The sequence below is a fragment of the Pseudonocardia kujensis genome (assembly GCF_021283305.1).
Taxonomy (GTDB): domain Bacteria; phylum Actinomycetota; class Actinomycetes; order Mycobacteriales; family Pseudonocardiaceae; genus Pseudonocardia; species Pseudonocardia kujensis.
Genome location: NZ_JAJSOK010000052.1, coordinates 24,938 through 46,127, shown reverse-complemented (window position 1 = coordinate 46,127; position 21,190 = coordinate 24,938). Strand labels below are relative to the sequence as shown.

23 protein-coding genes are annotated in these 21,190 nt (G+C 73.1%); 11 read left to right on the top strand and 12 right to left on the bottom strand.

What is annotated here, in order from left to right; translation table 11 throughout:
- Window positions 1–5 precede the first annotated feature (5 nt).
- The 3 genes from LWC35_RS28150 to LWC35_RS28140 form a co-directional block, all read right to left on the bottom strand.
- Entirely contained in the window at window positions 6–632 is a 627-nt protein-coding gene (locus LWC35_RS28150) for a DedA family protein (RefSeq protein WP_232873289.1), read from the bottom strand.
- 100 nt (window positions 633–732) lie between these two features.
- A complete protein-coding gene (locus LWC35_RS28145) occupies window positions 733–2,895 on the bottom strand; it encodes a 3-hydroxyacyl-CoA dehydrogenase NAD-binding domain-containing protein (RefSeq protein WP_232873288.1) in 2,163 nt (720 codons plus the stop codon).
- A gap of 14 nt (window positions 2,896–2,909) precedes the next feature.
- On the bottom strand, window positions 2,910–4,142 hold the full coding sequence (locus LWC35_RS28140) for an acetyl-CoA C-acetyltransferase (protein WP_232873287.1): 1,233 nt from the start codon (window positions 4,140–4,142) through the stop codon (window positions 2,910–2,912).
- Between the two features lie 125 nt (window positions 4,143–4,267).
- Between LWC35_RS28140 and LWC35_RS28135 the strand changes: the two genes are divergently transcribed.
- Together LWC35_RS28135 and LWC35_RS28130 are read left to right on the top strand one after the other, a co-directional pair.
- Complete coding sequence (locus tag LWC35_RS28135; protein WP_232873286.1) at window positions 4,268–5,056, top strand: MerR family transcriptional regulator; 789 nt, start codon at window positions 4,268–4,270, stop codon at window positions 5,054–5,056.
- Between the two features lie 91 nt (window positions 5,057–5,147).
- Window positions 5,148–5,675 (top strand): potassium channel family protein, encoded by a 528-nt coding sequence (locus tag LWC35_RS28130; RefSeq protein WP_232873285.1) that lies wholly within the window; start codon window positions 5,148–5,150, stop codon window positions 5,673–5,675.
- A gap of 31 nt (window positions 5,676–5,706) precedes the next feature.
- On the opposite strand, the gene LWC35_RS28125 is transcribed toward LWC35_RS28130, so the two are convergent.
- The 3 genes from LWC35_RS28125 to LWC35_RS28115 form a co-directional block, all read right to left on the bottom strand.
- Complete coding sequence (locus tag LWC35_RS28125) at window positions 5,707–5,967, bottom strand: hypothetical protein (RefSeq protein ID WP_232873284.1); 261 nt, start codon at window positions 5,965–5,967, stop codon at window positions 5,707–5,709.
- A 121-nt stretch (window positions 5,968–6,088) separates the two neighbouring features.
- Window positions 6,089–6,370: a hypothetical protein gene (locus LWC35_RS28120; protein WP_232873283.1), complete on the bottom strand. Its 282-nt coding sequence runs from the start codon at window positions 6,368–6,370 to the stop codon at window positions 6,089–6,091.
- A 218-nt stretch (window positions 6,371–6,588) separates the two neighbouring features.
- Window positions 6,589–8,409: a glycoside hydrolase family 15 protein gene (locus LWC35_RS28115; protein ID WP_232873282.1), complete on the bottom strand. Its 1,821-nt coding sequence runs from the start codon at window positions 8,407–8,409 to the stop codon at window positions 6,589–6,591.
- Window positions 8,410–8,541: 132 nt separating this feature from the next.
- Between LWC35_RS28115 and LWC35_RS28110 the strand changes: the two genes are divergently transcribed.
- From LWC35_RS28110 to LWC35_RS28090, 5 genes are all read left to right on the top strand, one after another.
- On the top strand, window positions 8,542–9,219 hold the full coding sequence (locus tag LWC35_RS28110) for a MerR family transcriptional regulator (RefSeq protein ID WP_232873281.1): 678 nt from the start codon (window positions 8,542–8,544) through the stop codon (window positions 9,217–9,219).
- Window positions 9,186–10,151 carry a hypothetical protein gene (locus tag LWC35_RS28105; RefSeq protein ID WP_232873280.1) on the top strand — a complete coding sequence of 322 codons (966 nt, stop codon included), beginning with the start codon at window positions 9,186–9,188 and terminating at the stop codon, window positions 10,149–10,151. Before LWC35_RS28110 ends, LWC35_RS28105 begins: the two co-directional genes overlap by 34 nt.
- A gap of 263 nt (window positions 10,152–10,414) precedes the next feature.
- Window positions 10,415–10,993 carry a ClpP family protease gene (locus LWC35_RS28100; protein ID WP_232873305.1) on the top strand — a complete coding sequence of 193 codons (579 nt, stop codon included), beginning with the start codon at window positions 10,415–10,417 and terminating at the stop codon, window positions 10,991–10,993.
- 11 nt (window positions 10,994–11,004) lie between these two features.
- Complete coding sequence (locus LWC35_RS28095; protein ID WP_232873279.1) at window positions 11,005–11,610, top strand: ATP-dependent Clp protease proteolytic subunit; 606 nt, start codon at window positions 11,005–11,007, stop codon at window positions 11,608–11,610.
- A 45-nt stretch (window positions 11,611–11,655) separates the two neighbouring features.
- Window positions 11,656–12,399 (top strand): class I SAM-dependent methyltransferase, encoded by a 744-nt coding sequence (locus LWC35_RS28090; protein ID WP_232873278.1) that lies wholly within the window; start codon window positions 11,656–11,658, stop codon window positions 12,397–12,399.
- A gap of 168 nt (window positions 12,400–12,567) precedes the next feature.
- On the opposite strand, the gene LWC35_RS28085 is transcribed toward LWC35_RS28090, so the two are convergent.
- The 3 genes from LWC35_RS28085 to LWC35_RS28075 are packed head-to-tail and all read right to left on the bottom strand — an operon-like array spanning window position 12,568 to window position 15,244.
- A complete protein-coding gene (locus LWC35_RS28085; RefSeq protein ID WP_232873277.1) occupies window positions 12,568–13,290 on the bottom strand; it encodes an SDR family NAD(P)-dependent oxidoreductase in 723 nt (240 codons plus the stop codon).
- An 8-nt stretch (window positions 13,291–13,298) separates the two neighbouring features.
- Complete coding sequence (locus LWC35_RS28080; RefSeq protein WP_232873276.1) at window positions 13,299–14,435, bottom strand: acyl-CoA dehydrogenase family protein; 1,137 nt, start codon at window positions 14,433–14,435, stop codon at window positions 13,299–13,301.
- Between the two features lie 2 nt (window positions 14,436–14,437).
- The gene (locus LWC35_RS28075; protein ID WP_232873275.1) at window positions 14,438–15,244 is read right to left on the bottom strand and encodes an enoyl-CoA hydratase-related protein; all 807 of its coding nucleotides are present in this window, start codon (window positions 15,242–15,244) and stop codon (window positions 14,438–14,440) included.
- Window positions 15,245–15,311: 67 nt separating this feature from the next.
- Here LWC35_RS28075 and LWC35_RS40520 point away from each other — a divergent pair, with 67 nt between their 5' ends.
- Window positions 15,312–15,908: a TetR/AcrR family transcriptional regulator gene (locus tag LWC35_RS40520; protein ID WP_232873274.1), complete on the top strand. Its 597-nt coding sequence runs from the start codon at window positions 15,312–15,314 to the stop codon at window positions 15,906–15,908.
- Here the strand turns inward: LWC35_RS40520 and LWC35_RS28065 are convergent.
- From LWC35_RS28065 to LWC35_RS28055, 3 genes are all read right to left on the bottom strand, one after another.
- Window positions 15,886–17,043: a coiled-coil domain-containing protein gene (locus LWC35_RS28065; protein ID WP_232873273.1), complete on the bottom strand. Its 1,158-nt coding sequence runs from the start codon at window positions 17,041–17,043 to the stop codon at window positions 15,886–15,888. The genes LWC35_RS40520 and LWC35_RS28065 overlap by 23 nt on opposite strands.
- Window positions 17,044–17,191: 148 nt before the next feature.
- Window positions 17,192–17,470, bottom strand: a complete 279-nt coding sequence (locus LWC35_RS28060; RefSeq protein WP_232873272.1) for a hypothetical protein — start codon at window positions 17,468–17,470, stop codon at window positions 17,192–17,194.
- Window positions 17,471–17,591: 121 nt separating this feature from the next.
- Window positions 17,592–18,770 carry a fumarylacetoacetate hydrolase family protein gene (locus LWC35_RS28055; protein ID WP_232873271.1) on the bottom strand — a complete coding sequence of 393 codons (1,179 nt, stop codon included), beginning with the start codon at window positions 18,768–18,770 and terminating at the stop codon, window positions 17,592–17,594.
- 280 nt (window positions 18,771–19,050) lie between these two features.
- On the opposite strand from LWC35_RS28055, the gene LWC35_RS28050 reads away from it, so the two are divergent.
- The 3 genes from LWC35_RS28050 to LWC35_RS28040 all read left to right on the top strand — a co-directional run bounded on the left by LWC35_RS28050 (window position 19,051) and on the right by LWC35_RS28040 (window position 21,142).
- Window positions 19,051–19,275: an FDXHR family putative zinc-binding protein gene (locus tag LWC35_RS28050; RefSeq protein WP_232873270.1), complete on the top strand. Its 225-nt coding sequence runs from the start codon at window positions 19,051–19,053 to the stop codon at window positions 19,273–19,275.
- A 119-nt stretch (window positions 19,276–19,394) separates the two neighbouring features.
- Window positions 19,395–20,483: an S-(hydroxymethyl)mycothiol dehydrogenase gene (locus tag LWC35_RS28045; RefSeq protein WP_232873269.1), complete on the top strand. Its 1,089-nt coding sequence runs from the start codon at window positions 19,395–19,397 to the stop codon at window positions 20,481–20,483.
- Window positions 20,483–21,142 (top strand): MBL fold metallo-hydrolase, encoded by a 660-nt coding sequence (locus LWC35_RS28040; protein WP_232873268.1) that lies wholly within the window; start codon window positions 20,483–20,485, stop codon window positions 21,140–21,142. The genes LWC35_RS28045 and LWC35_RS28040 overlap by 1 nt, the downstream gene beginning before the upstream one ends.
- Window positions 21,143–21,190 lie beyond the last annotated feature (48 nt).

Here is a 21,190-nt window from a genome sequence, read left to right as displayed (position 1 = left end):
GGCGCTCATCGGGCGCGGTGTGCGCCACCCCTCCGGTTCCGCCCGCGCAGCCGGCGCACGACCAGCCAGAACAGACCCAGGACGACCAGGACCAGCATCACCGTCGACACCGGCGCGAGGTAGCCCTCGACCTGCTCCCAGTTCTCCCCCAGCAGCCAGCCCAGGCCGAGGAACACGGCGTTCCACACCCCGCTGCCGACGGCCGTGAGCACGGTGAACCGCCAGAGCGGCATCCGGGCGAGGCCGGCCGGGACGGACACGACGCTGCGGATCAGCGGCACGCAGCGGGCGAACAGCACGATCGCGCCCCCGTGCCGCGCGAACAGGGCGTGGCCGCGCTCGAGGTCCTTGCGGCTGGACAGCACGAACCAGCGCTTGCCCGCCAGCTCGTGCAGCCGCTCGTAGCCCAGCCACGCGCCCAGCCCGTAGAGCACGAGCGCGCCGGCGACCGACCCGGCGGTCGCGGCCGGCCAGACCCACTGGGCGTCGATCGCGCCGACCCGGGCCCGGAAGCCCGCGAGCGGCAGGATCACCTCGGACGGGATCGGCGGGATCACGTTCTCGAGGAAGATCAGGAGCCCCACCCCGGCGGCTCCGAGACTGTCGACGATCGAGAACACCCAGTCGGCCACGGCGTCAGGGTGCCCGATTTGCCTGAAAACAAGCTGAGTACGCCGACGGCGCCCCGGTGCGGACGGACCGCACCGGGGCGCCGATCGAGCGCTCGGGGGCTCAGGCCGCCGCGGTCTCCTGCGCCCGCTTGCGCAGGGACTCCGGGACCTCGAAACGCGGGCCGTACTTGGCCGCGAACTCGTCCGCCCGCTTCACGAAGCCGGCGACGCCGCCCGGGAAGCCCTCGATGTACTGCATGACACCGCCCGTCCAGGCCGGGAAGCCGATGCCGAAGATCGAGCCGATGTTGGCGTCGGGCACGGTCTCGAGCACGCCCTCGTCGAAGCAGCGCACCGTCTCGAGGGACTCGATCACCAGCATGCGCTCGGAGAGCTCCTGCAGGTCCACCTCGTGGTTCGTGGCCCCGAAGTGCTCCCGCAGGCCCGGCCACAGCCGGACGCGCCTGCCCTCGGCGTACTCGTAGAACCCGGCGCCCGAGCTCTTCCCCTTGCGCCCGAACTCGTCGACCATCCGGTCGACGATCTCGTCCGCCGGGTGCGGCACCCAGGAGCCGCCCGCCGATTCGACAGCCGCCTGCGTCTCCTTGCGGATCTTCTGCGGCAGGGTGAGGGTGAGCTCGTCCATGAGCTGCAGGACGGGCGCGGGGTAGCCGGCCTGGGACGACGCCTGCTCGATCGTCTGCGGGTCGATGCCCTCGGCGAGCATCGAGATGCCCTCGTTGACGAAGGTGCCGATCACGCGGCTGGTGAAGAACCCGCGCGAGTCGTTGACGACGATCGGGGTCTTGCGGATCCCGAGGGTGACGTCGAAGGCCTTGGCGAGCGTGGCGTCCGAGGTCCGCTCGCCCTTGATGATCTCGACCAGCGGCATCTTGTCCACCGGGGAGAAGAAGTGCAGGCCGATGAAGTCGCCGGGGCGGTCGATGCCGGCGGCGAGCTCGGTGATCGGCAGGGTGGAGGTGTTCGAGCAGAGCAGCGCGTCCGGCTCGACGACCTTCATCGCCTCGCGGAAGACCTCCTGCTTGAGCGCCACCGACTCGAACACGGCCTCGATGACGATGTCGCAGCCCGCGAGGTCGGCGTAGTCCGCGGTCGGGGTGATGCGCTCGAGCAGCGCCTCGCCCTTCTCCACGGTCACCTTGCCGCGCTTGACACCCTTGGCGACCAGGCCCTCGGAGTAGCCCTTGCCCTTCTCGGCCGCCTCCAGCGAGACGTCCTTGAGCACGACCTCCCAGCCGGCCTGGGCGCAGACGTAGGCGATGCCCGCGCCCATCATCCCGGCGCCGAGCACGGCGACCTTGCGGGGCGTGTACTTCGCGAAGCCGTCGGGGCGGGACTTGCCGCCGTTGATGGCCTGCAGGTCGAAGAAGAACGCCTTGGTCATGTTCTTCGAGACCTGGCCCACGACCAGGTCCACGAAGTACCGGCTCTCGATGCGCAGCGCCGTGTCGAAGTCCACCTGCGCGCCCTCGACGGCGGCCGAGAGGATGTTGCGCGGGGCCGGCATCGGCGCGCCCTTGAGCTGCTTGCGCAGGTTCGCCGGGAACGCCGGCAGGATCGCGGCGAGCTTCGGGTTCGACGGGGTGCCGCCCGGGATCTTGTAGCCCGGGATGTCCCACGGCTGCTTGGCCTCGGGGTTCTCCGCGATCCAGGCCTTGGCCTTGGCCAGCATCTCCTCCTTCGAGGAGGCCACGTCGTGGAGCACCCCCAGCTCCAGGGCCTTGGCGGGCGTGAGCCGCTGGCCCTGCGCGAGGACGTTCATGAACCCGTTGGCGATGCCCAGCAGCCGGGTGATGCGGGTGACGCCGCCGCCGCCGGGCAACAGGCCCAGGGTGACCTCGGGCAGGCCGTAGACCACGCCCTTCGCGTCGAGCCCGATCCGGTGGTGGCAGGCCAGCCCGATCTCCAGGCCGCCGCCGAGCGCGGTGCCGTTCATCGCCGCCACGACGGGCCGGCCCAGCTTCTCCAGCCGGCGCAGCTGCGCCTTGACCTCGGTGACGTTCTCGAACACCGCCGCGCCGTCCTCCGGCTTCGCCGCGCTCAGGTCGTCGAGGTTGCCGCCGGCGAAGAAGGTCTTCTTGGCCGAGGTGATCACGACGCCGGTGAGATCGTCCCGCGCGGCCTCGAGCTCGGTGATCACCTCGCCCATGGCCTGCTTGTAGGCGTCGTTCATCGTGTTGGCGCTGGCGTTCGGGTCGTCCAGGGTGACGATCGCGACCCCGTCGGAGTCCTTCTCCCAGCGCACGGCCTTCTGGTCGGTCACTGCCGTCGATCCCCTCAGACTCGTTCGATGATGGTCGCGATGCCCATGCCGCCGCCGACGCACAGCGTGGCGAGGCCGCGCTGCAGATCCCGGCGCTCCAGCTCGTCGAGCAGGGTGCCGAGGATCATGGCGCCGGTGGCGCCCAGCGGGTGGCCCATGGCGATGGCGCCGCCGTTGACGTTGGTCTTGTCGTGCGGGATCTCCATGTCCCGCATGTACCGCAGGGCCACCGCGGCGAAGGCCTCGTTGATCTCGAACAGGTCGATGTCGTCGACCGTGAGACCGGCCTTGGCGAGGGCCTTGCGGCTGGCCGGCGCGGGTCCGGTGAGCATGATCGTCGGGTCGGCGCCGGAGAGCGCCGTGGAGACGATCCGGGCGCGCGGGGTGAGGCCCGCGGCCCTGCCGGCGGCCTCGGTGCCGATCAGGCAGAGCGCCGCGCCGTCGACGATGCCGGAGCTGTTGCCGGCGTGGTGCACGTGGTTGATCTTCTCGACCCAGTGGTAGCGCTGCAGCGCGACGGCGTCGAAGCCGCCGTCGGTCCCCATCATCTCGAACGACGGCTTGAGCCCGGAGAGGCTCTCCAGCGTCGCGCCCCCGCGGACGTGCTCGTCGCGGTCCAGCACGGTCAGCCCGTTGCGGTCCTTGACCGGCACGACCGACTTGGCGAAGTAGCCGTTGGCCCAGGCCTTGGCGGCGCGGGTCTGCGACTCCACCGCGAAGGTGTCGACGTCCTCGCGGGAGAAGCCCTCGATCGTCGCGATGAGGTCGGCGCCGATGCCCTGCGGCACGAAGCCGGTGGTGTAGCTGGTGTCCGGGTCCATGGCCCAGGCGCCGCCGTCGGAGCCCATCGGCACGCGGCTCATCGCCTCGACGCCGCCGGCGAGGACCATCTCCTCCATGCCGGAGCGGATCTTCTGGGCCGCCGTGTTCACCGCCTCCAGGCCGGACGCGCAGAACCGGTTGAGCTGGACGCCGGCGACGGTGTGCGGCAGCCCGGCGGCGATGGCGGCGGTCTTGGCGATGTCACCGCCCTGGTCGCCGACCGGGGACACGACGCCGAGCACGACGTCGTCGATGATGTTCGGGTCCAGCTCCGGGTACCGGGCGCGGAGCTCCTGGATCAGGCCGATGACCAGGGAGACCGGCTTGACCTCGTGCAGGGAGCCGGATGCCTTCCCGCGTCCCCGCGGGGTCCGGATCGCGTCGTAGACGTACGCCTGTGGGATCGATGGGGCGATCTCGCTCATGCGAACCCTCTCGTGAAGAAGTCTGCCCAGCGCGGGCGGTGGCGCCGCCTCGCGTCCGATCGTGACAGCAGAATTGTTACAGCAGGACTGTCACATAGGTCAACCCGTGCCGTAACGTGCCCGGCATGGCAGCACCGGCGCCTGCGGGACCCGATCCCGAGCTCCTCACCGTCGACCAGCTGGCCGCCCGCACCGGCACCACGGTGCGGACGATCCGGTACTACGCCGGTCGTGGCCTGCTCCCGCCACCGCAGCTCCGCGGCCGCACCGGGCTGTACGGGCCGGACCACGTCGCGCGGCTCCTGCTGGTCGCCGAGCTCAGCGACCTCGGGTTCACCCTGACGGCCATCGAGCGGCACCTCGAGCGCCTCCCCCACTCGGCCGGTCCCGAGGAGCTCGCGCTGCAGCTGGCACTGCTCACGCCGTGGGCTCCCGAGCAGCTCGACGAGGTGGACCACGCCGGGCTCGAGGCCCGGGCCGGCCGGCCGCTCGACGACGAGGCCGTCGACAAGCTGGTCGCCTACGGCGCCGTCGAGCCGGTGGACGGGGACCGCTACCGCGTGCAGGGCCCGATCGCGCTCGGCGCCGGGCTCGACGCGCTGGACTTCGGGCTGCCGGCGGAGTTCTGGCGCCGCTCCCGCGCGGTCATCGACCGGCACACCTCCGCGCTGGCCGACGACCTGATGACGCTGTTCCAGGAGGAGGTCCTGCAGCCCTACCGGGACGCGGGCCGGCCCGCGGAGCAGCGGTCCCGGCTGGCCGCGGCACTGTCCCGGCTCAAGCCGGTCACGGTGCAGGGGGTGGTCACCGCGTTCGGGCGCGCGGTGAACCGGACGATCCGCGAGCGCGCCGAGCAACCGCCCGCACGGACGCCCCGGCCCTCGACCCGGGACGGGGCCACCTCCGGCGGGTGACCCGCCGGCCCGGGGTCCGCCGCGAGACTGGCCGCTCGCGTGGAGGGGAGGCCGGGGTGGGAGGCGGACGGCGACCGGCCCGGCAGGCCCGGTGAGGGGGCGGCCCGAGCGGCGCCGGTCCCGGCGGCGTCAGATCGCGGCCTCGCTGATCCGCTCGGTGGTGTCCACCGTGCTGCTGGTCGTCCTCTACTACCGCGCGCCGCTCGACCGGCCGATCGACGTCGGCATCCTGGTCTGGTTCCTGGCCGGCCTGACCGTGCTCGCCGGCGCCGTGGTGTGGCAGACCCGGGCCATCATCCGGTCCGACGTCCCACGGCTGCGTGCCGCCGAGACGGCGACGATCGGCCTGCCCGCCCTCCTGCTGCTCTACTCGTCCATCTACACGGTCATGTCGACCGCCGCGCCGGCCGCGTTCACGCAGCGCATGAACCACACGGACGCGCTCTACTTCACCACGACCGTCTTCGCGACGGTCGGGTTCGGCGACATCACCCCCGTCACCCAGGCCGCTCGCATCGTCGTGACGACGCAGATGATCACCGGGCTGCTCGCCGTCGGCGTCGTGGCCAAGCTGCTGCTCGGCGCGGTGCAGCGGGCAACGACGTCGAAGGACGGGTGAGCCGCTCCGGGCCCGCGGAACCCGACCGCGCTCAGGACCGCCGCACGCGCAGCCGCGCCCTGCGGCAGGACGGGAGCATCGGCCCCGGCGCGGGGCGCGGCACGATCCGGGCGGGGCGGGCCCGCGGACGCGCGACCGCCGCCGCGCGCGGCCGCGGGTTCCGCGCGGCCCCCGGCGCGGGCCGCCGCCGGGCCGGGACGAGCAGCGCCGCCTCGAGCCGCGCGAGCAGCAGGACGGCCAGCATGAGCAGCACCGGCAGGCCGAGCGCGACCGGCAGCAGGACGAGCAGCACGTGGAATCCCCCTCCCGCGCGACCGCCCCACGCCACGGCCGCGCCTCCCCCGGGCGTCGTCCATCGTCCGGCCCTCCCGGCCGGCCGCATCACCTCGGAGAGGTGACTCGCTCGGGACGCCCTAAGCCGTTATCCGGCGCCGCCGGCCGCCGTACCGGCGGCTGCCGGCGTAGCCCGACAGGTCGACCAGGAAGGCGAGTGCGAGCCAGACGGCGTCGAAGCCGTGGATCCCACCGGGCGCGACGAGGACGTAGACCAGCGTCGTGAGCGGCAGGAACACGATGCCGATGATCGGCCACAGGACGTTGTCGAAGGTCGCGTTCCAGCGGACGGGGTCGACGAGCCACCACAGCACGTCGACGACCCGCGGCCCGAACAGCAACAACCCGACGAACAGGCACACGGCGCCCTCCTCAGCGTCGATGTTCGCTCCGCGAGCTCCGCTCAGTAACGATGTTCGCTCCGCGAGCTCCGCTCAGTGACGATGTTCGCTCCGCAAGCTCCGCTCGGTAACGATGTTCGCTCCGCGAGCTCCGGTCGGTAACGATGTTCGCTCCGCAAGCTCCGCTCAGTAACGATGTTCGCTCCGCAAGCTCCGCTCGGTAACGATGTTCGCTCCGCTCAGTGGCGGCGGTCCAGCGCGGCGTCGAGCGTCGTGGCCGCGTCGATCAGCGCGAGGTGGGTGAACGCCTGCGGGAAGTTCCCGATCTGCTCGCCCGTGAGCGCGATCTCCTCGGAGTAGAGCCCCAGGTGGTTGGCGTAGGTGAGCATCTTCTCGAACGCCTGCCGCGCCTGGTCGAGCCGGCCGGCGCGGGCGAGCGCGTCGACCCAGGAGAAGGAGCACAACGAGAACGTGCCCTCGGAGCCGCGCAGCCCGTCCGGCGAGGCGGCCGGGTCGTAGCGGTACACGAGGCTGTCCGTGACCAGCTCGGCCTCCATCGCGTCGAGCGTCGAGGTCCACATCGGGTCCTCCGGCGTGATGAAGCCGACGGTGGCCATGCGCAGCAGCGACGAGTCGAGGACGTCCGTGGCGTAGTGCTGCACGAAGGCGCCCCGGCGGGCGTTCCAGCCGCGTTCCATGACCTGGCGGTAGATCTGGTCGCGCTCCGTCCGCCATCGCTCCAGCGGCGCCGGGCGGCCGCTCTCCAGGGCCTGCCGGATGCCGCGGTCGAGCGCGACCCAGCTCATCACGCGGCCGTAGGTGAAGGGCTGCCGGCCGCCGCGAGTCTCCCAGATGCCCTCCTCGGGCTGGTCCCAGTGCTCGCAGAGCCAGTCGAGGACCTCGGTCATCGCCGCCCACCCGCGGTGCGGGGAGCGGAGCCCGGCCCGGTCGAGCGCCGCGACGCTGTCCGCGGCCTCGCCGTAGATGTCGAGCTGGAGCTGCTCGGCGGCGCCGTTGCCGATACGCACGGGGGAGGAACCGCGATAGCCCCGCCAGTGCTCGAGGATCTCCTCCTTGAGGTCCGAGGAGCCGTCGACGCGGTACATGATGTTGAGCGGGCCGCCCTCGCCGCCGACGCGCTCGCGCACGCGGTCGCCCAGCCAGCCGCCGAACCGCGACGCCTCCTCGACGAACCCCAGCTTCAGCAGCGAGAACACCGAGAACGACGCGTCACGGACCCAGGTGTAGCGGTAGTCCCAGTTGCGCTCGCCGCCGACCTGCTCCGGCAGGGCCGCGGTGGGCGCCGCGACCAGCCCGCCCGAGGGGTCGTAGGTCAGCAGCTTCAACGTGATCGCCGACCGGTTCACCATCTCCCGCCAGCGTCCGCGGTACGTCGAGCGGCCGATCCAGCGGTGCCAGAAGGCCACGGTGTCGTCGAACAGCCGGTTGATCTCGGCGACCCGGATCTCGCGGGGCGGGCCGTCGGCGTCCGCCTCGAGGACCACACCGCGCAGCTCGCCGGCGTCGAGCTCAAGGGTGAAGCCGACGTCGCCCTCGTCCACCTTCACCTGGGCGATCCGCGGGTCCTCCGGCTCGCGGACGACGTGCACGGTCAGCGTGAGCGCGTCCGTGACGAACCGCCCGCCGCTCTCGGTGATCTCGGTCCGGTGAGCGCGGCGACCGTAGTCGAAGCGCGGCGCGACGTGCCCCGCGAACCGCATCCTCCCGCGCACGCAGCGCACCATCCGGACCAGCCGGCTCCCGCCGTTCCGCCGGCCCAGCACGGGCATGAAGTCGACGACCTCGCCGACGCCGGACTCGGTGAAGAAGCGGGTGACCAGCACGGCCGAGTCGGGGAAGTACATCTGCCGTGAGGTGTGCGGGTCGGCCGGGGCGAGCCTGAAGTGCCCGCCGCGCTCGTCGTCGAGCAGGGCGCCGAACACGCTGGGCGAGTCGATGCGCGGGCAGCAGAACCAGTCGATCGCGCCCTCCGTGCTCACGAGGGCGGACGTGTGCAGGTCGCCGATGAGTCCGTGGTCGGCGATCGCGGTCTCGGTCATGGCTCCTCCTCGGCGTCGGGCCCGTCGGCCCACCGTCGCCGGAGGGCCCGGGCACGGCATCACCCGCCGCGAACGATCCCTCACCGAGGGAAGAGTGGACAGCAAAACTATCGGATAGCTACAGTATCGACCATGCGGATGGCCGAGCTGAGCCGCGTGACCGGGGTCCCGGTCGCGACGATCAAGTACTACCTCCGCGAGGGACTGCTCCCCCGCGGGGAGCTCACCACCTCGCCCAACCAGGCACGGTACGGCGAGGAGCACGTCCGCCGGCTCACCCTCGTCCGCTCGCTCGTCGAGGTCGGCGGCCTGTCGATCGCCGCCGTCCGGGCCGTCCTCGGCGCGATCGACGACCCGGCCGTGCCGCTGCACGACACCCTCGGCCTCACCATCGACGCGGCCGACGCGCCCGCGCCGGCCGTCGACGACCCGCTGCACGCGGCCGCCGCCGAGCGCCTCGACGCGATCGTCGCGGAGCGGGGCTGGCGGCTCTCGCCGGACCCGCTGGCCCGGCGGGCCGCGATCGACGTCCTCGCCACGATGCAGCGCGTGACCGGCGACCGGCTCGCCGGGCTGGCCACGGTGTACGCCGAGGCCGCCGAGCGGATCGCCGAGGCCGACCTCGACACCGTCACCGCCGTCGAGGACCCCGAGACCCGCGTGGAGACCGCGCTGGTCGGCACGGTCCTCGGCGAGCGGCTGCTCGCCGCGCTGCGCCGACTCGCGCAGGAGCACGTGTCCGCCCAACGGTTCCCACCGCCCTCCCGGGAGACGCCATGTCCACCACCACCGGACCCGTCCCGTCCCTGACCCTGCGCGGCGCACTCGGCTGGCACCGGCCGCTGATGGTCCTCGCCGCCGCCATGGCCGTCCTGACCGTCGTCGGGCTCGTCGGGCTCGCCGCCGACGACCGGGTGCTCACCGGTCTGCCGATCTGGGCCAAGCCGACCAAGTTCGCCCTGTCGACCCTGGTCTACGCCGTCACCTGGGCCTGGCTGGTCGCTCTCGTCCGGGAGCACCGGCCCGTGGCGGCCCGGTGGACGCACCGCGCCGGCACCGTGGCCGCCCTGCTGCTCGGGGTGGAGCTGGTGGTCATCGTCCTGCAGGTCCTGCGGAGCACCACCAGCCACTTCAACCGCACGACCCCGCTGAACTCGACCCTCTTCACGATCATGGCGGTCTCGATCGTCGCCGTGTGGCTCGCCTCGCTCTACGCCGCGGCCCAGCTCTTCCGGGTCCGCGGGCTCGACCCCGCCCGCGGCCGCGCGATCCGCGCCGGCGCGGTGCTGGCCGTGGTCGGGATGGGGTCGGGGGTGCTCATGACGCTACCGGGCATCGTCGGGCCCACCGTCGCGGCCGGGATCACCGGGGCGCACACCGTCGGCCTGGCCGACGGCGGGCCGGGTCTGCCCCTGCTCGGCTGGAGCACCGCCGGGGGCGACCTGCGGATCCCGCACTTCGTGGGCATGCACGCGCTGCAGGTGCTGCCACTCCTGCTCCTCGGGCTGGAGCTGCTGGCCGCGCGGGTCGCCGTGCTGCGCTCGGCCGAGGTGCGCAGCGGGCTCGTGGGCGTGGCCGCTGCCGCGTACACCGGGCTGCTCGCGGTGCTGACCTGGCAGGCCCTGCGGGGACAGGCGGTCGTGGCACCCGACGCCGCGACGGTCGCGGCCACCGGCGCCGTCCTCCTCGCCGCGACGGTCGGGGCGGCCGTGGTGCTGCGCCGGAGTCCGGTCGCGACCTGATCGGGCCGCGTCGTTCCCTGACGGGCGCCGCGTCGTTCACGGTCGGCGAAAATCGCAGGTCGCAGATTCGCCGTCGGCGAAGCTCGGGTTCCGCGGGCCCGGCCAACCCTAGCGTCGGCGAGGTCAGGTCCCGCCCGTCGCCGCGTCGTCGGCAGGGCGTCGTCGTACGCGAGGAGGCCGCCGTGCCCGTCCCGATCCCGTCCCCGAACCCGCCGTTCCACCTGCCCGCGACGCCGCTCTCCGGTCCGCTGGGCCCGGCCCGGATGAGCGCGCCGGCCCCGGCACCCGGCCTCGCCGACTCGGTGTTCGAGCGGTTGCTGGCCCACCGGATCGTCGTCCTCGGCCAAGAGGTCGACGCCGACATCGCCAACCGCATCGCCGGCCAGATGCTGCTGCTCGCGGCGGAGGACTCCGAGGCGGACATCGCGCTCTACATCAACTCCCCCGGCGGTTCCGTGCACGACGGGCTCGCCATCCTCGACACGATGCGGTTCATCCCGTGCGACGTCGCGACCTACGCGATGGGGCTGGCCGCGTCGATGGGCCAGGTGCTGCTGTCCGCGGGCACCCCGGGCAAACGGTACGTGCTGCCGCACGCCAAGGTCCTCATGCACCAGCCGTCGGCCGGGGTGGGCGGCAGCGAGACCGACATCCGGATCCGCGCGGAGCTGTTGCGGCGCAACAAGGAGGAGATGGCGGAGCTGATCGCCTCGCACACCGGGCAGACCACCGCACAGATCATGGCGGACTTCGACCGCGACCGGTGGTTCGACGCCCGGGAGGCGCTCGAGTACGGGTTCGTGGACCACCTGGTCGCCCGCGCCGGGGACGTGGCCCCGTGAGGTCGCCGCAGATGCGGTACACGCTGCCGTCCTTCGTGGAGCGGACGGCCTACGGGTTCACGGAGTCCAACCCGTACGACAAGCTGTTCGACGAGCGGATCGTCTTCCTCGGTGTGCAGATCGACGACGCCTCGGCCGACGACGTCACGGCCCAGCTGCTGTACCTGGAGTCGGCCGACCCGGACCGCACGATCTCGCTGTACATCAACTCCCCGGGCGGCTCCTTCACCTCGCTCATGGCGATCTACGACACCATGCAGTTCATCCGCCCGGAGATCGAGACGGTCTGCCTGGGCCAGGCCGCGTCCGCCGCGGCCGTGGTGCTCGCGGCGGGGGCGCGCGGGAAGCGGCTCGCCGTGCCGAACGCCCGGGTGCTGATCCACCAGCCGTCCACGGGTGTGGTCGAGGGGCAGATCTCCGACCTGGAGATCCACGCCGCCGAGATCGCCCGCGTCCGCCGGCAGATGGAGGAGGCCCTGGCCCGGCACACCGGCCGGACCCCCGAGCAGGTCCACACCGACGTCGAACGGGACCGTGTCCTCACCGCCGAGGAGGCCGTGGCCTACGGGCTGGTCGACGGGATCGTCCGGCCCCGCAAGCTGTCCCTCGTCCGCTGATCCGCGCGCGCCGCGCGCGGGGCCACCGGCGCCGGAGGCTGGGGGATGCACGCCCTGGTCTCCGGTGCCGGTATCGCCGACCCCGCGCTCGGGTACCGGCTCCACGCCCACCGCCGGGTGGTGCTGGCGGGCGACGCGGCGCACTGCGCCTCCCCGGTCAGCGGCATGAGCACGACGCTCGCCCTTGCGGGAGCACCGCTCACCGGGCACGGCGATGATGTCGGGGTGGAGCTGGTGGAGGAGCGGCGCCTCGGGCTCGGGGTGCTGCGGCCCGCGGGCGAGGTGCCGTTCGACGAGGTCGGGGACGAGCTGCTGCCCCCGCACTGGGCGGAGCTGTGGCCGAGTGCGCTCGCCCTGGCCGCGGAGCCCTTCCCGGCCGGGGCGCGGGTGCTGGAGATCGGGTGCGGCCTCGGGCTCCCCGCGCTGGCCGCGGCCCGGGCGGGCGCCGACGTGCTCGCGACCGATCTGTCGGCGACCGCCGTCGACCTGGTCCGGCGCAGCGCGGACCGCAACGGTCTCGACCTGCGCGCCGAGGCACGCAGCTGGTCCGACCCGGCCCTGGAGCCCGTCGACCTGGTGCTCGGGGCCGACCTGCTCTACGGGCACCGCAACGTCGTCGAGCTGCTCGAGGTCCTCCCCCCGCTCGCGCCGGAGGTGTGGTTGACCGACCCCGGCCGTCCGCTGGCCCCCGAGTTCCTCGCCGCCGCCCGGACGACGTGGACGGTCACGAGCCGGCCGACCGGGCAGGAGGGCGTCGCGCTCCACCGGCTGGTCCGCGGCAGCACCTGACGGCCCCACTCCCCCGACGACGCCGACCCGGTCGCACGAAGCTCCCGACTCGCGCTGCCGGAACTCCCGACTCGCGCCACCGGAACTCCCGACTCGCGCCACCGGAACTCCCGACTCGCGCTACCGGAACTCCCGACTCGCGCTACACAGCCGGACGACACCAGCCCCTCAGCTCATGGTCAGGCCGCCGCTGACGCTGACGGTCTGCCCGGTCATGTACGCGGCGTCGGGCGAGGCGAAGAACGCCACCGCCCCCGCGAGGTCGCTCGGCTGCGCCAGCCTGCGGAAGGGGATCGCCTTGACCAGCGACTCCCGGAGCTTCTCGCCGCCCATGCTCGCGAACAGGGCCGTGTCCGTCGGGCCGGGGCACACGCAGTTGGCGTTGATCCCGTGCCGCGCGGTCTCCCGGGCGATCGTCTTGGTGAAGGCGATGACGCCGCCCTTGGCCGCGGAGTACACCGCCTCACCGGAGGAGCCGACCCGGCCCGCGTCCGACGCCAGGTTCACGACGGTCCCCCCGCGCTGCTCGATCATGATCGGCAACACCGCCTTGCAGGTGTGCAGGACGCCGTAGAGGTTGATCCTGATGATCGTGTCCCAGTCGGCCGGGTCGGAGTCGACGAAGGGGACGGCGAGGTCCCAGCCCGCGTTGTTGACCAGCACGTCGATCCGGCCGTACTCGGACCGGACCTGCGCGACCATCGCGTCGACGGACCCGCGGTCGGTCACGTCGGCGCGGAGGCCGACGCCGCCGACCGAGGCGCCGGTGTCCTTGGCGGTGGCCTCGTCCACGTCCGTGGCGACCACGGTGCAACCGTCCGCGGCGAGCCGCTCGGCGATGGCCCGGCCGATCCCCCGACCGGCTCCGGTCACGATGGCGATCCTGCTCATGGGTCTCCTCACGGGGCGAGCTCGCGGCCGACCCGGTTCCGGGCGATCACGAGCTTCATGATCTGGGCGGTGCCGTCGCCGATCTGCAGGCCGAGCACGTCGTTCAGGCGCCGGGCGATCGGGAGGTCGGTCCGGTAGCCGTACTGGCCGTGCAGCAGCAGGCACTGGGTGATGGCGTCGTGGGCGACCTTCGGCGCCCACCACTTGCACTTCGCGGCCTCCGCGGTGTGCGGGAGGTCGTGGTCCTTGAGCCACAGCGTCCGCAGGCAGAGGAGCCGGGCGGCGTCGAGCACGGTCTCGGCCTCGGCGAGCGGGAAGGCGACGCCCTGGTTCGTCGAGAGCGGCCGGTCGAACGCCTCGCGGCGCGTCACGTACTCCCACGTCTCGTCGACCGTCTGCTCCGCACTGCCCAGCACCTGCAGGCCGATCAGCGCGCGGCTGAAGTCGAAGCCGCGCATGACCTGCGAGAACGCGCCGCCCTCTGCGCCGATCAGGTGGTCGCCGGGGATCCGGACGCCGTCGAGGTGCACCGCACCCCGCCCGACCGCGGTCGTCCCCAGGTCGGGGTACGGCTCGCGGGTCACCCCGGGCAGGTCCAGCGGCACGAGGAAGGCGCTGATGTCCCGGCCGCGCTCCTGCGACGGCCCGGTTCGGGCGAAGACGACCACCGCCGCGGCGTCGGTGGCGAAGGACAGGGACTTGACGCCGTCGAGCACCCAGTCCGGCCCGTCGCGCCGGGCGGTCAGCCGGGGCATGCCGGCGTCGGACCCCGCGTGCGGCTCGGTCAGCCCGATGCCCACGACGTCGGCGCCCGAGCAGATCCGCGGCACCCACCGGGCCGCGAGGGCCGGGGCGTTGCCCGCCAGGATCTGCCCGACGAGCGACCCCACCACCTGCAGGTACCCGACGCAGACATCGCCCCGGCCGATCTCCTCGACGACGAGCCCGGTGGTCACCCGGTCCGTCCCGCGACCGCCGAGCTCCACCGGCAGCTCCGAGCCGATCAGGCCCGCGGCGCCGATCTCCTTGCGCAGCTCGGGCTCGATCCGCGTCCGCCCGGAGCAGGCCGGGAGCAGCGAGTCCCGGGCGATCGCCCGCGCCGCCGACCGGAAGGACTCCTGCTCCACGCCGAGCGAGAAGTCCACGGTCAGTGGGCCTGGTAGTACTTGGCGAACTCCGGCGGCCGCTTCTCGGCGAACGCGCGTGCGCCCTCCATGCCCTCGTCCGACACCGCGAACAGGTCGAGCGCGGACATGGCCATGTTGGACAGCCCGGCCTGGTGGTCGGTGTCGGCGTTGAACGAGTGCTTGAGCACCCGGATCGCGGTGGGGCTCTTGTCCGCGACCTCGGCGGCCCAGGACTTGGCCTCCGTCAACACGTCCGCCGCCGGGACGATCGTGTTGACCAGGCCCATGTCCAGGGCCTCCTGCGCCGAGTACTGCCGGCACCAGAACCAGATCTCGCGCGCCTTCTTCTCCCCCACCACGCGGGCCAGGTAGGCGGAGCCGAAGCCGGCGTCGAACGAGCCGACCTTGGGCCCGGACTGGCCGAAGCGGGCGGTGTCGGCGGCGATCGACACGTCACACAGCACGTGCAGGACGTGCCCGCCGCCGATGGCCAGCCCGTTGACGGCCGCGATGACCGGCTTCGGGACGTCCCGGATCAGCTTGTGCAGGTAGCCGATCTCGAACATGCCGCTGTCGCTCGGCCCGTAGTCGCCGGTCTCGGCGCGCTGCTTCACGTCGCCGCCGGTGCAGAACGCCTTGTCGCCGGCGCCCGTGAGGATGATCGCCCGGATGGCGTGGTCCGCCCAGGCGGTGCGGAAGGCCCGGATGAGCTCCTCCACCGTCTTCGCGCGGAAGGCGTTGTACCGGGCCGGGCGGTTCATGGTGATCACAGCGGTGGTGCCGTCGACCTCGTACACGATGTCGGTGAAAGCAGGGGTGTTGTCCACGTCGACTCCCTCGTCTCGTTCGCCGACCACCGTGACAAACTTTGACTCTTGGGTCAAGATGTGAATCGTGAGTCAACGAGTGGCGCGCAAGCGCGGCCAGCGGGTGCGGGCGATCCTCACCGCCGCGGCGGAGCTCTTCGGCGAGCGCGGCTACGCCGGGGTGAGCCTCGAGGACGTGGCCGACCGGCTCGACGTCACGAAGGGCTCGCTCTACTACTACTTCGCGAGCAAGGACGAGCTGGTCACGGCGGCGATCGAGACCCTGGGCACGGACTGGACGGACCGGCTCGAGGCGCTGCCCGTCGCCGGGACGCCCCCCGAGCGGCTGCGCGCGCTGCTTCGCGAGCACATCCGGATCGCGGTCCGCGAGTACCCGGCGGCGCTGCGCATGTTCCTGGTGCCGGACGAGTGGCCGCAGGAGCAGCGGTCCCGGATCACGGCCCTGCGCCGCCGGCACGACGCGGTGTTCCGGGCCGTGGTCGAGGAGGGGCTGCGCAACGGCGCGTTCACCGTGGTCGCCGTGGACCCGACGCTGCAGGCGATGCACGCCGCGATGTCGCAGGCGCCCGTCTGGGTGCGCGACGACCGCGGGATCGACCAGCTCGCCGACACGCTGATGATGCTGGTGGGGGTGGGCCCCGTCAGCCGGGGAAGCGGGGCATGAGCGTGTCGGCGCGGCGACGCAGGCCGTCGATCGTCGCGATGTCGTCGTCGATGTCGGTGAGGTCCGCGGCCAGCTTCTCCAGCCCCTCGACGGCGGAGAGCGCGGCGCCGAGGCGGGCGTCGAGCTCGTCGTCGCGGCGGGTCAGCGCGGCCGTGACGGCCCGCCGCAGCTCGCCGTTGGCCGAGCGCGCGGCGTCGCGCGCCTGCTTGCCGACGGTCAGCTGGAACTCGTCGGCCATGGTCCGGACCGCGGTGCGCAGCTCGCCGCGACGGCGGTCGAGGCCACGCTTGCGCTCGCCGCTCAGGGCCGCGCCGCCCAGGCCGACCGCCCCCAGACAGGCGGCCGTGACCAGCATCCACACCGGCACGGCGAGGCCGAGGAACCGGGTGAGCACGAAGGCCATCATGACCCCGCCGTACGAGGGCATGACCACGGTGAGCAGGCGGGCCGGGACCGGGGTCCGGCCGGCGTCGCCAGTCGGCGGCTCGTCGATCAGGGCGACGGTCTCGGCACCCGGCGGGACCGGGATCCGCGGCATCGGCAGCCGTTCGGTCAGCTCGGTGCCCTCCGTCAACCGGTCCGCGACGACCCGGACACCGTAGTCCAGCTCCACCCGGAGCCGGTCCGCCTCGGCGGCGAGCCTGTCCCGGAACCGCTGCACGAGCGCCGCCCGCTCCTTGCCCGGGTCGTGCCCGTTGATGTCGTGCTCGGTGTCCACCAGCACCGCGCGGGTGCGGGTGCGCAGGGTGAACTCGACGTCGGAGCTCAGGCCCGCGAAGCCGTCGCCCAGGATCTGCGACCACTCCCGGGACACGGCCCGCAGCCGCGACGAACGCTTGCGCAGCGCGCTCAGCTCCGCGCGCAGCCGGGCGCCGCGGGCGGGGTCGGCCAGGGCGGCGCGCCGGTAGCGCAGGTCGGAGCGCAGCGAGTCGAGCGCCCGGGTGAGCTCCTGCGCGGCGGTGCGCATCGCGGCGACCCGGCGACCCGCCGTCGTCGCGCCGGCCAGGTCGTCGCGGGCGGCGCGCAGCCGGCGCGCCAGGTCCTCGCGGTCGTTGGCCTCCGCGCCGGCCAGGGTGGTGCCGAGCAGGTCGAGGGCCTCGTCGACGGGGTTGCGGACGGGTTCCGGCGTGGCCACGACCGGGCTCCTCCTCGAGCGGCGGCGGGCCGGGGAGGGCCCGCGGGGAACGTGCCGGACGGCCGGGGCGCGGGGGCGCACCGGCCGTCCTTCGCGCGGGGGTCCGCGCACCGTGCGGTGGTCCGACGGCGGTGGCTCGGTGGCCGCGTCAGTGGATCACGGGGCCACTCTGGTCGTGACCGGAGTGCTCGTGGTGCGGGTGCCCGTGGTCCTCGTGGTCGCAGTTCTTCCAGTCGTGGTCGTCGTGCTTCCAGTCGTGGTCGTCGTGCTTCCAGTCGTCGTCGTGGTGCTTCCAGTCGTCGTCGTGGTGCTTGTGCCCGTCGTGGTCGTGCTTGTCGTGGTGTTCGTGCTTGTCGTCGTGGTGCTTGTCGTCGTGGTGCTTGTCGCCGTGGTGGTCGTGCTGGTGCGAGCTCTTGAAGTCCGGCATGTCCGGCCTCCGTCCTCGGTGGTCGCGGCCGGGTGCTCCCGGCCGACGGTATGACCGTGACCACACGGTCGGTGATACGCCGCCCGGCGTTACCCGGGTTGCGACCCCCGGCGCAGCACCGTCAGTCCGCGGGGAGGACGGTGCCTCGCACCTCACCGAGGGAGAAGCGGCCGCCGTCCGGCCGCGGCGCGCTGGCGACGATCGAGACCTCGTCGCCGTCGTGGAGGTAGTGGCGGGTGGTGCCGTCGGAGAGCGCGAACTCGTCCCGGCCGCCCCAGGTCAGCTCGAGCAGGCAGCCGCGCTGGTCGCGGCGGGCGCCGGAGACGGTGCCGGAGCCGAGCAGGTCACCGGGCCGGATCGGGGCGCCGTTCGTGGTCAGGTGCGTGACGAGCTGGGCCGGGGTCCAGTACAGGTCGCCGGCGGGCGGGGTGGAGATCCGCTCGCCGTTGAGCCGCACCTCGAGCGTCACGTCGAGCCCGCGGTCGGCCTTGCCCAGCAGGTAGGACAACGGCTGCGGGTCCCGGAGGGGCGGGTCGGTCCAGGCCCCCGCCAGCTCGTCGAGCGGGGTGATCCACGCGGAGACCGACGTCGCGAAGGACTTGCCGAGCAGCGGACCGAGCGGGCGGGACTCCCAGGACTGGAGGTCGCGCGCCGACCAGTCGTTGAGCAGGACCACGCCGAACACGTGGTCGAGCGCGTCCTCCAGCGGCACCGGCCCGGAGCTCGTGCCGCCGAGCACGAAGCCGAGCTCGGCCTCGAAGTCCAGGGCCCTCGTCGGGCCGAGGTCGCCGGGGCCGCGCTGGCCCGCGGGCCGGACGACGGGGCTGCCGCTCACGTACACCGTCCCCGCGCGGCCGTGGTAGCCGACCGGGAGGTGCTTCCAGTTCGGGGGCACGGTCGCGCCCGGCTTCGCGATCGCGGCGGCGTTGGCCGCGTGCTGCTCGCAGGCGAAGAAGTCGACGTAGTCGGCCACGGTGAAGGGCAGCACCGGCACGACGCCGGTGTGCGGCAGGGCGTACGGCGCGAGCCGCTCGGGGTCGGTCAGCCACGAGGCCAGCCACTCCCGGACCTCCCGCCACACCGGCCGCCCGGCCGCGAGCAGGCCGTCGAGCGTGGGCTCGGCGAGCAGGGCCGGATGGGGCCCGTCCTGCGCCGCCGCGAGCGTGCCGACGTCGATGTACGCGGTCCCGGCCGGCGCCACGATGCGCGAGGGCCCCGGTCGCCCCGACCCGGCCACGACGCCGAGCGCGGTGCCCAGCGGTGGGTCGGGCGGGAGCAGGTCGGCGGCCGTCCGCGTCATGGCGGGCACGCTACCCCGGATGCACGGTCCCACCCGTCGTGGTCGATCTGTCGGGTGGACCGGGGCCAGGCGGCGCGCCGCAGCATGCTCGCGTACACCGCGTACCCGGGGCACGCCCAGCTCGCGCAGGCGACACCCGCCCTGCGCCCCGGGGAGGCGCTGCAGGGCCTACGCCGACGAGGTGGTCCGGACGCTCGTCGAGCGGAGCGGGGGGCCGGCCGGCCCGGGGGGGTGATCACCGGTCCCGGATCTGTCGGTGGGGGCACGTACCCTCGCCGCCGTGGCGTCGACCGAGCTGATCCGGATCACCTGTTGCGGCTCGTCGTGGGTCGGCGCCGACCGCGCGCACTGCTGCCGCAGGTTCGGGGGTTGCGGTGCGGTGTTCGACGACGCCAGGCTCTTCGACGCGCACCGGCCGAAGGGTGCGTGCACCGACCCCCGTGGGCTGGACCTGGTGCAGACTAAGAACGGCATCTGGCTGCGGCCGCTCGACCTCGCAGGATGAGCGGGCCCCCCTCCGGGGACGTCCCCGCAGCGAGGGACGCCGGGCACCTCGCGCCCGGCCCATGAAAGGGTCACGATGCGCGCATCTGCGCGGCGTGGACCGACACAGGAGTGAGAATCATGGCGCAAGAGGTCCGTGGGGTCGTCTCCCTCGAGAAGGGCAAGCCGGTCTCCGTCGAGACGATCGTGGTCCCGGACCCCGGTCCCGGCGAGGCGGTCGTGAAGATCCAGGCGTGCGGGGTCTGCCACACCGACCTGCACTACCGGGAGGGCGGGATCAACGACGAGTTCCCGTTCCTGCTCGGCCACGAGGCCGCCGGGATCGTGGAGTCCGTGGGCGAGGGCGTCACCGAGGTCGCCCCGGGCGACTTCGTGATCCTGAACTGGCGCGCGGTCTGCGGGCAGTGCCGGGCCTGTCGCAAGGGCAAGCCCTGGTACTGCTTCAACACCCACAACGCCAAGCAGAAGATGACGCTGACCTCCGGCCAGGAGCTCTCCCCCGCGCTCGGGATCGGCGCGTTCTGCGAGAAGACCCTGGTCGCCGCCGGGCAGTGCACCAAGGTCAACCCCGCCGCCACCCCGCAGGTCGCCGGCCTGCTCGGCTGCGGGGTGATGGCCGGGATCGGCGCCGCCATCAACACCGGCGGCGTCGGCCGCGGGGACTCGATCGCCGTCATCGGCTGCGGCGGCGTCGGCGACGCCGCGATCGCGGGGGCCACCCTCGCCGGTGCCACCACGATCATCGCCGTCGACACCGAGGACCGGAAGCTGGAGTGGGCCCGCGGCTTCGGCGCCACCCACACCGTCAACGCCAGGAACACCGATGCGGTCGAGGCCATCAAGGAGCTCACCGGCGGGTTCGGCGCCGACGTCGTGGTCGACGCGGTCGGGCGCCCGGAGACCTGGCGCCAGGCCTTCCTCGCCCGCGACCTCGCCGGCACCGTCGTGCTCGTCGGCGTGCCGACCCCGGACATGATGGCCCCGGAGCTGCCGCTGATCGAGTACTTCGGCCGCGGCGGCTCCCTCAAGTCCAGCTGGTACGGCGACTGCCTGCCCAGCCGCGACTTCCCGATGCTGGTCGACCTGCACCTGCAGGGCCGGCTGCCGCTGGAGAAGTTCGTCTCCGAGGAGATCGGGCTCGACGACATCGAGGCCGCCTTCGAGAAGATGCACCACGGCGACGTGCTGCGCTCGGTGGTGGTCCTCTAATGACGCACGCGAGCACACCGGAGGGCCTGCACAAGGGTCCGATCGACCACGTCGTCACGCACGGGACGTTCTCCCTCGACGGCGGCACGTGGGAGGTCGACAACAACGTCTGGGTCGTCGGCGACGAGAACGAGGTCGTCGTGATCGACGCCGCGCACGACCCGGAGGCCATCGGCGGGATCATCGCCGGGCGCCGCGTGGTGGCGGTGGTGTGCACCCACGCCCACGACGACCACGTCAACCAGGCCCCGCGCCTCGCGGACACCTTCAACGCGCCGATCCTGCTCAACCCGGCCGAGGCGCCGCTGTGGGAGATGACCCACCCGAACCGCACGCCGGACCAGGAGATCACCGACGGCCAGGTGATCAAGGCCGGGGGGATCGAGCTGCGCGCGCTGGTCACCCCGGGGCACTCCCCCGGCTCGACCTGCCTCTACGCGCCCGAGCTGAAGACGGTGTTCACCGGCGACACGCTGTTCAACGGCGGGCCGGGCGCCACGGGCCGCTCGTACTCGAGCTTCGACACCATCATCGACTCGATCCGCGGCACGCTGCTGCCGCTGCCCGGCGACACCGAGGTCCGGACCGGGCACGGCGACGGCACCACGATCGGCTCCGAGGCGCCGCACCTCGAGGAGTGGATCGCCCGCGGCCACTGAGCCACCGCACCCGTGCACACCGCCCCCGGACCGCGAGGTCCGGGGGCG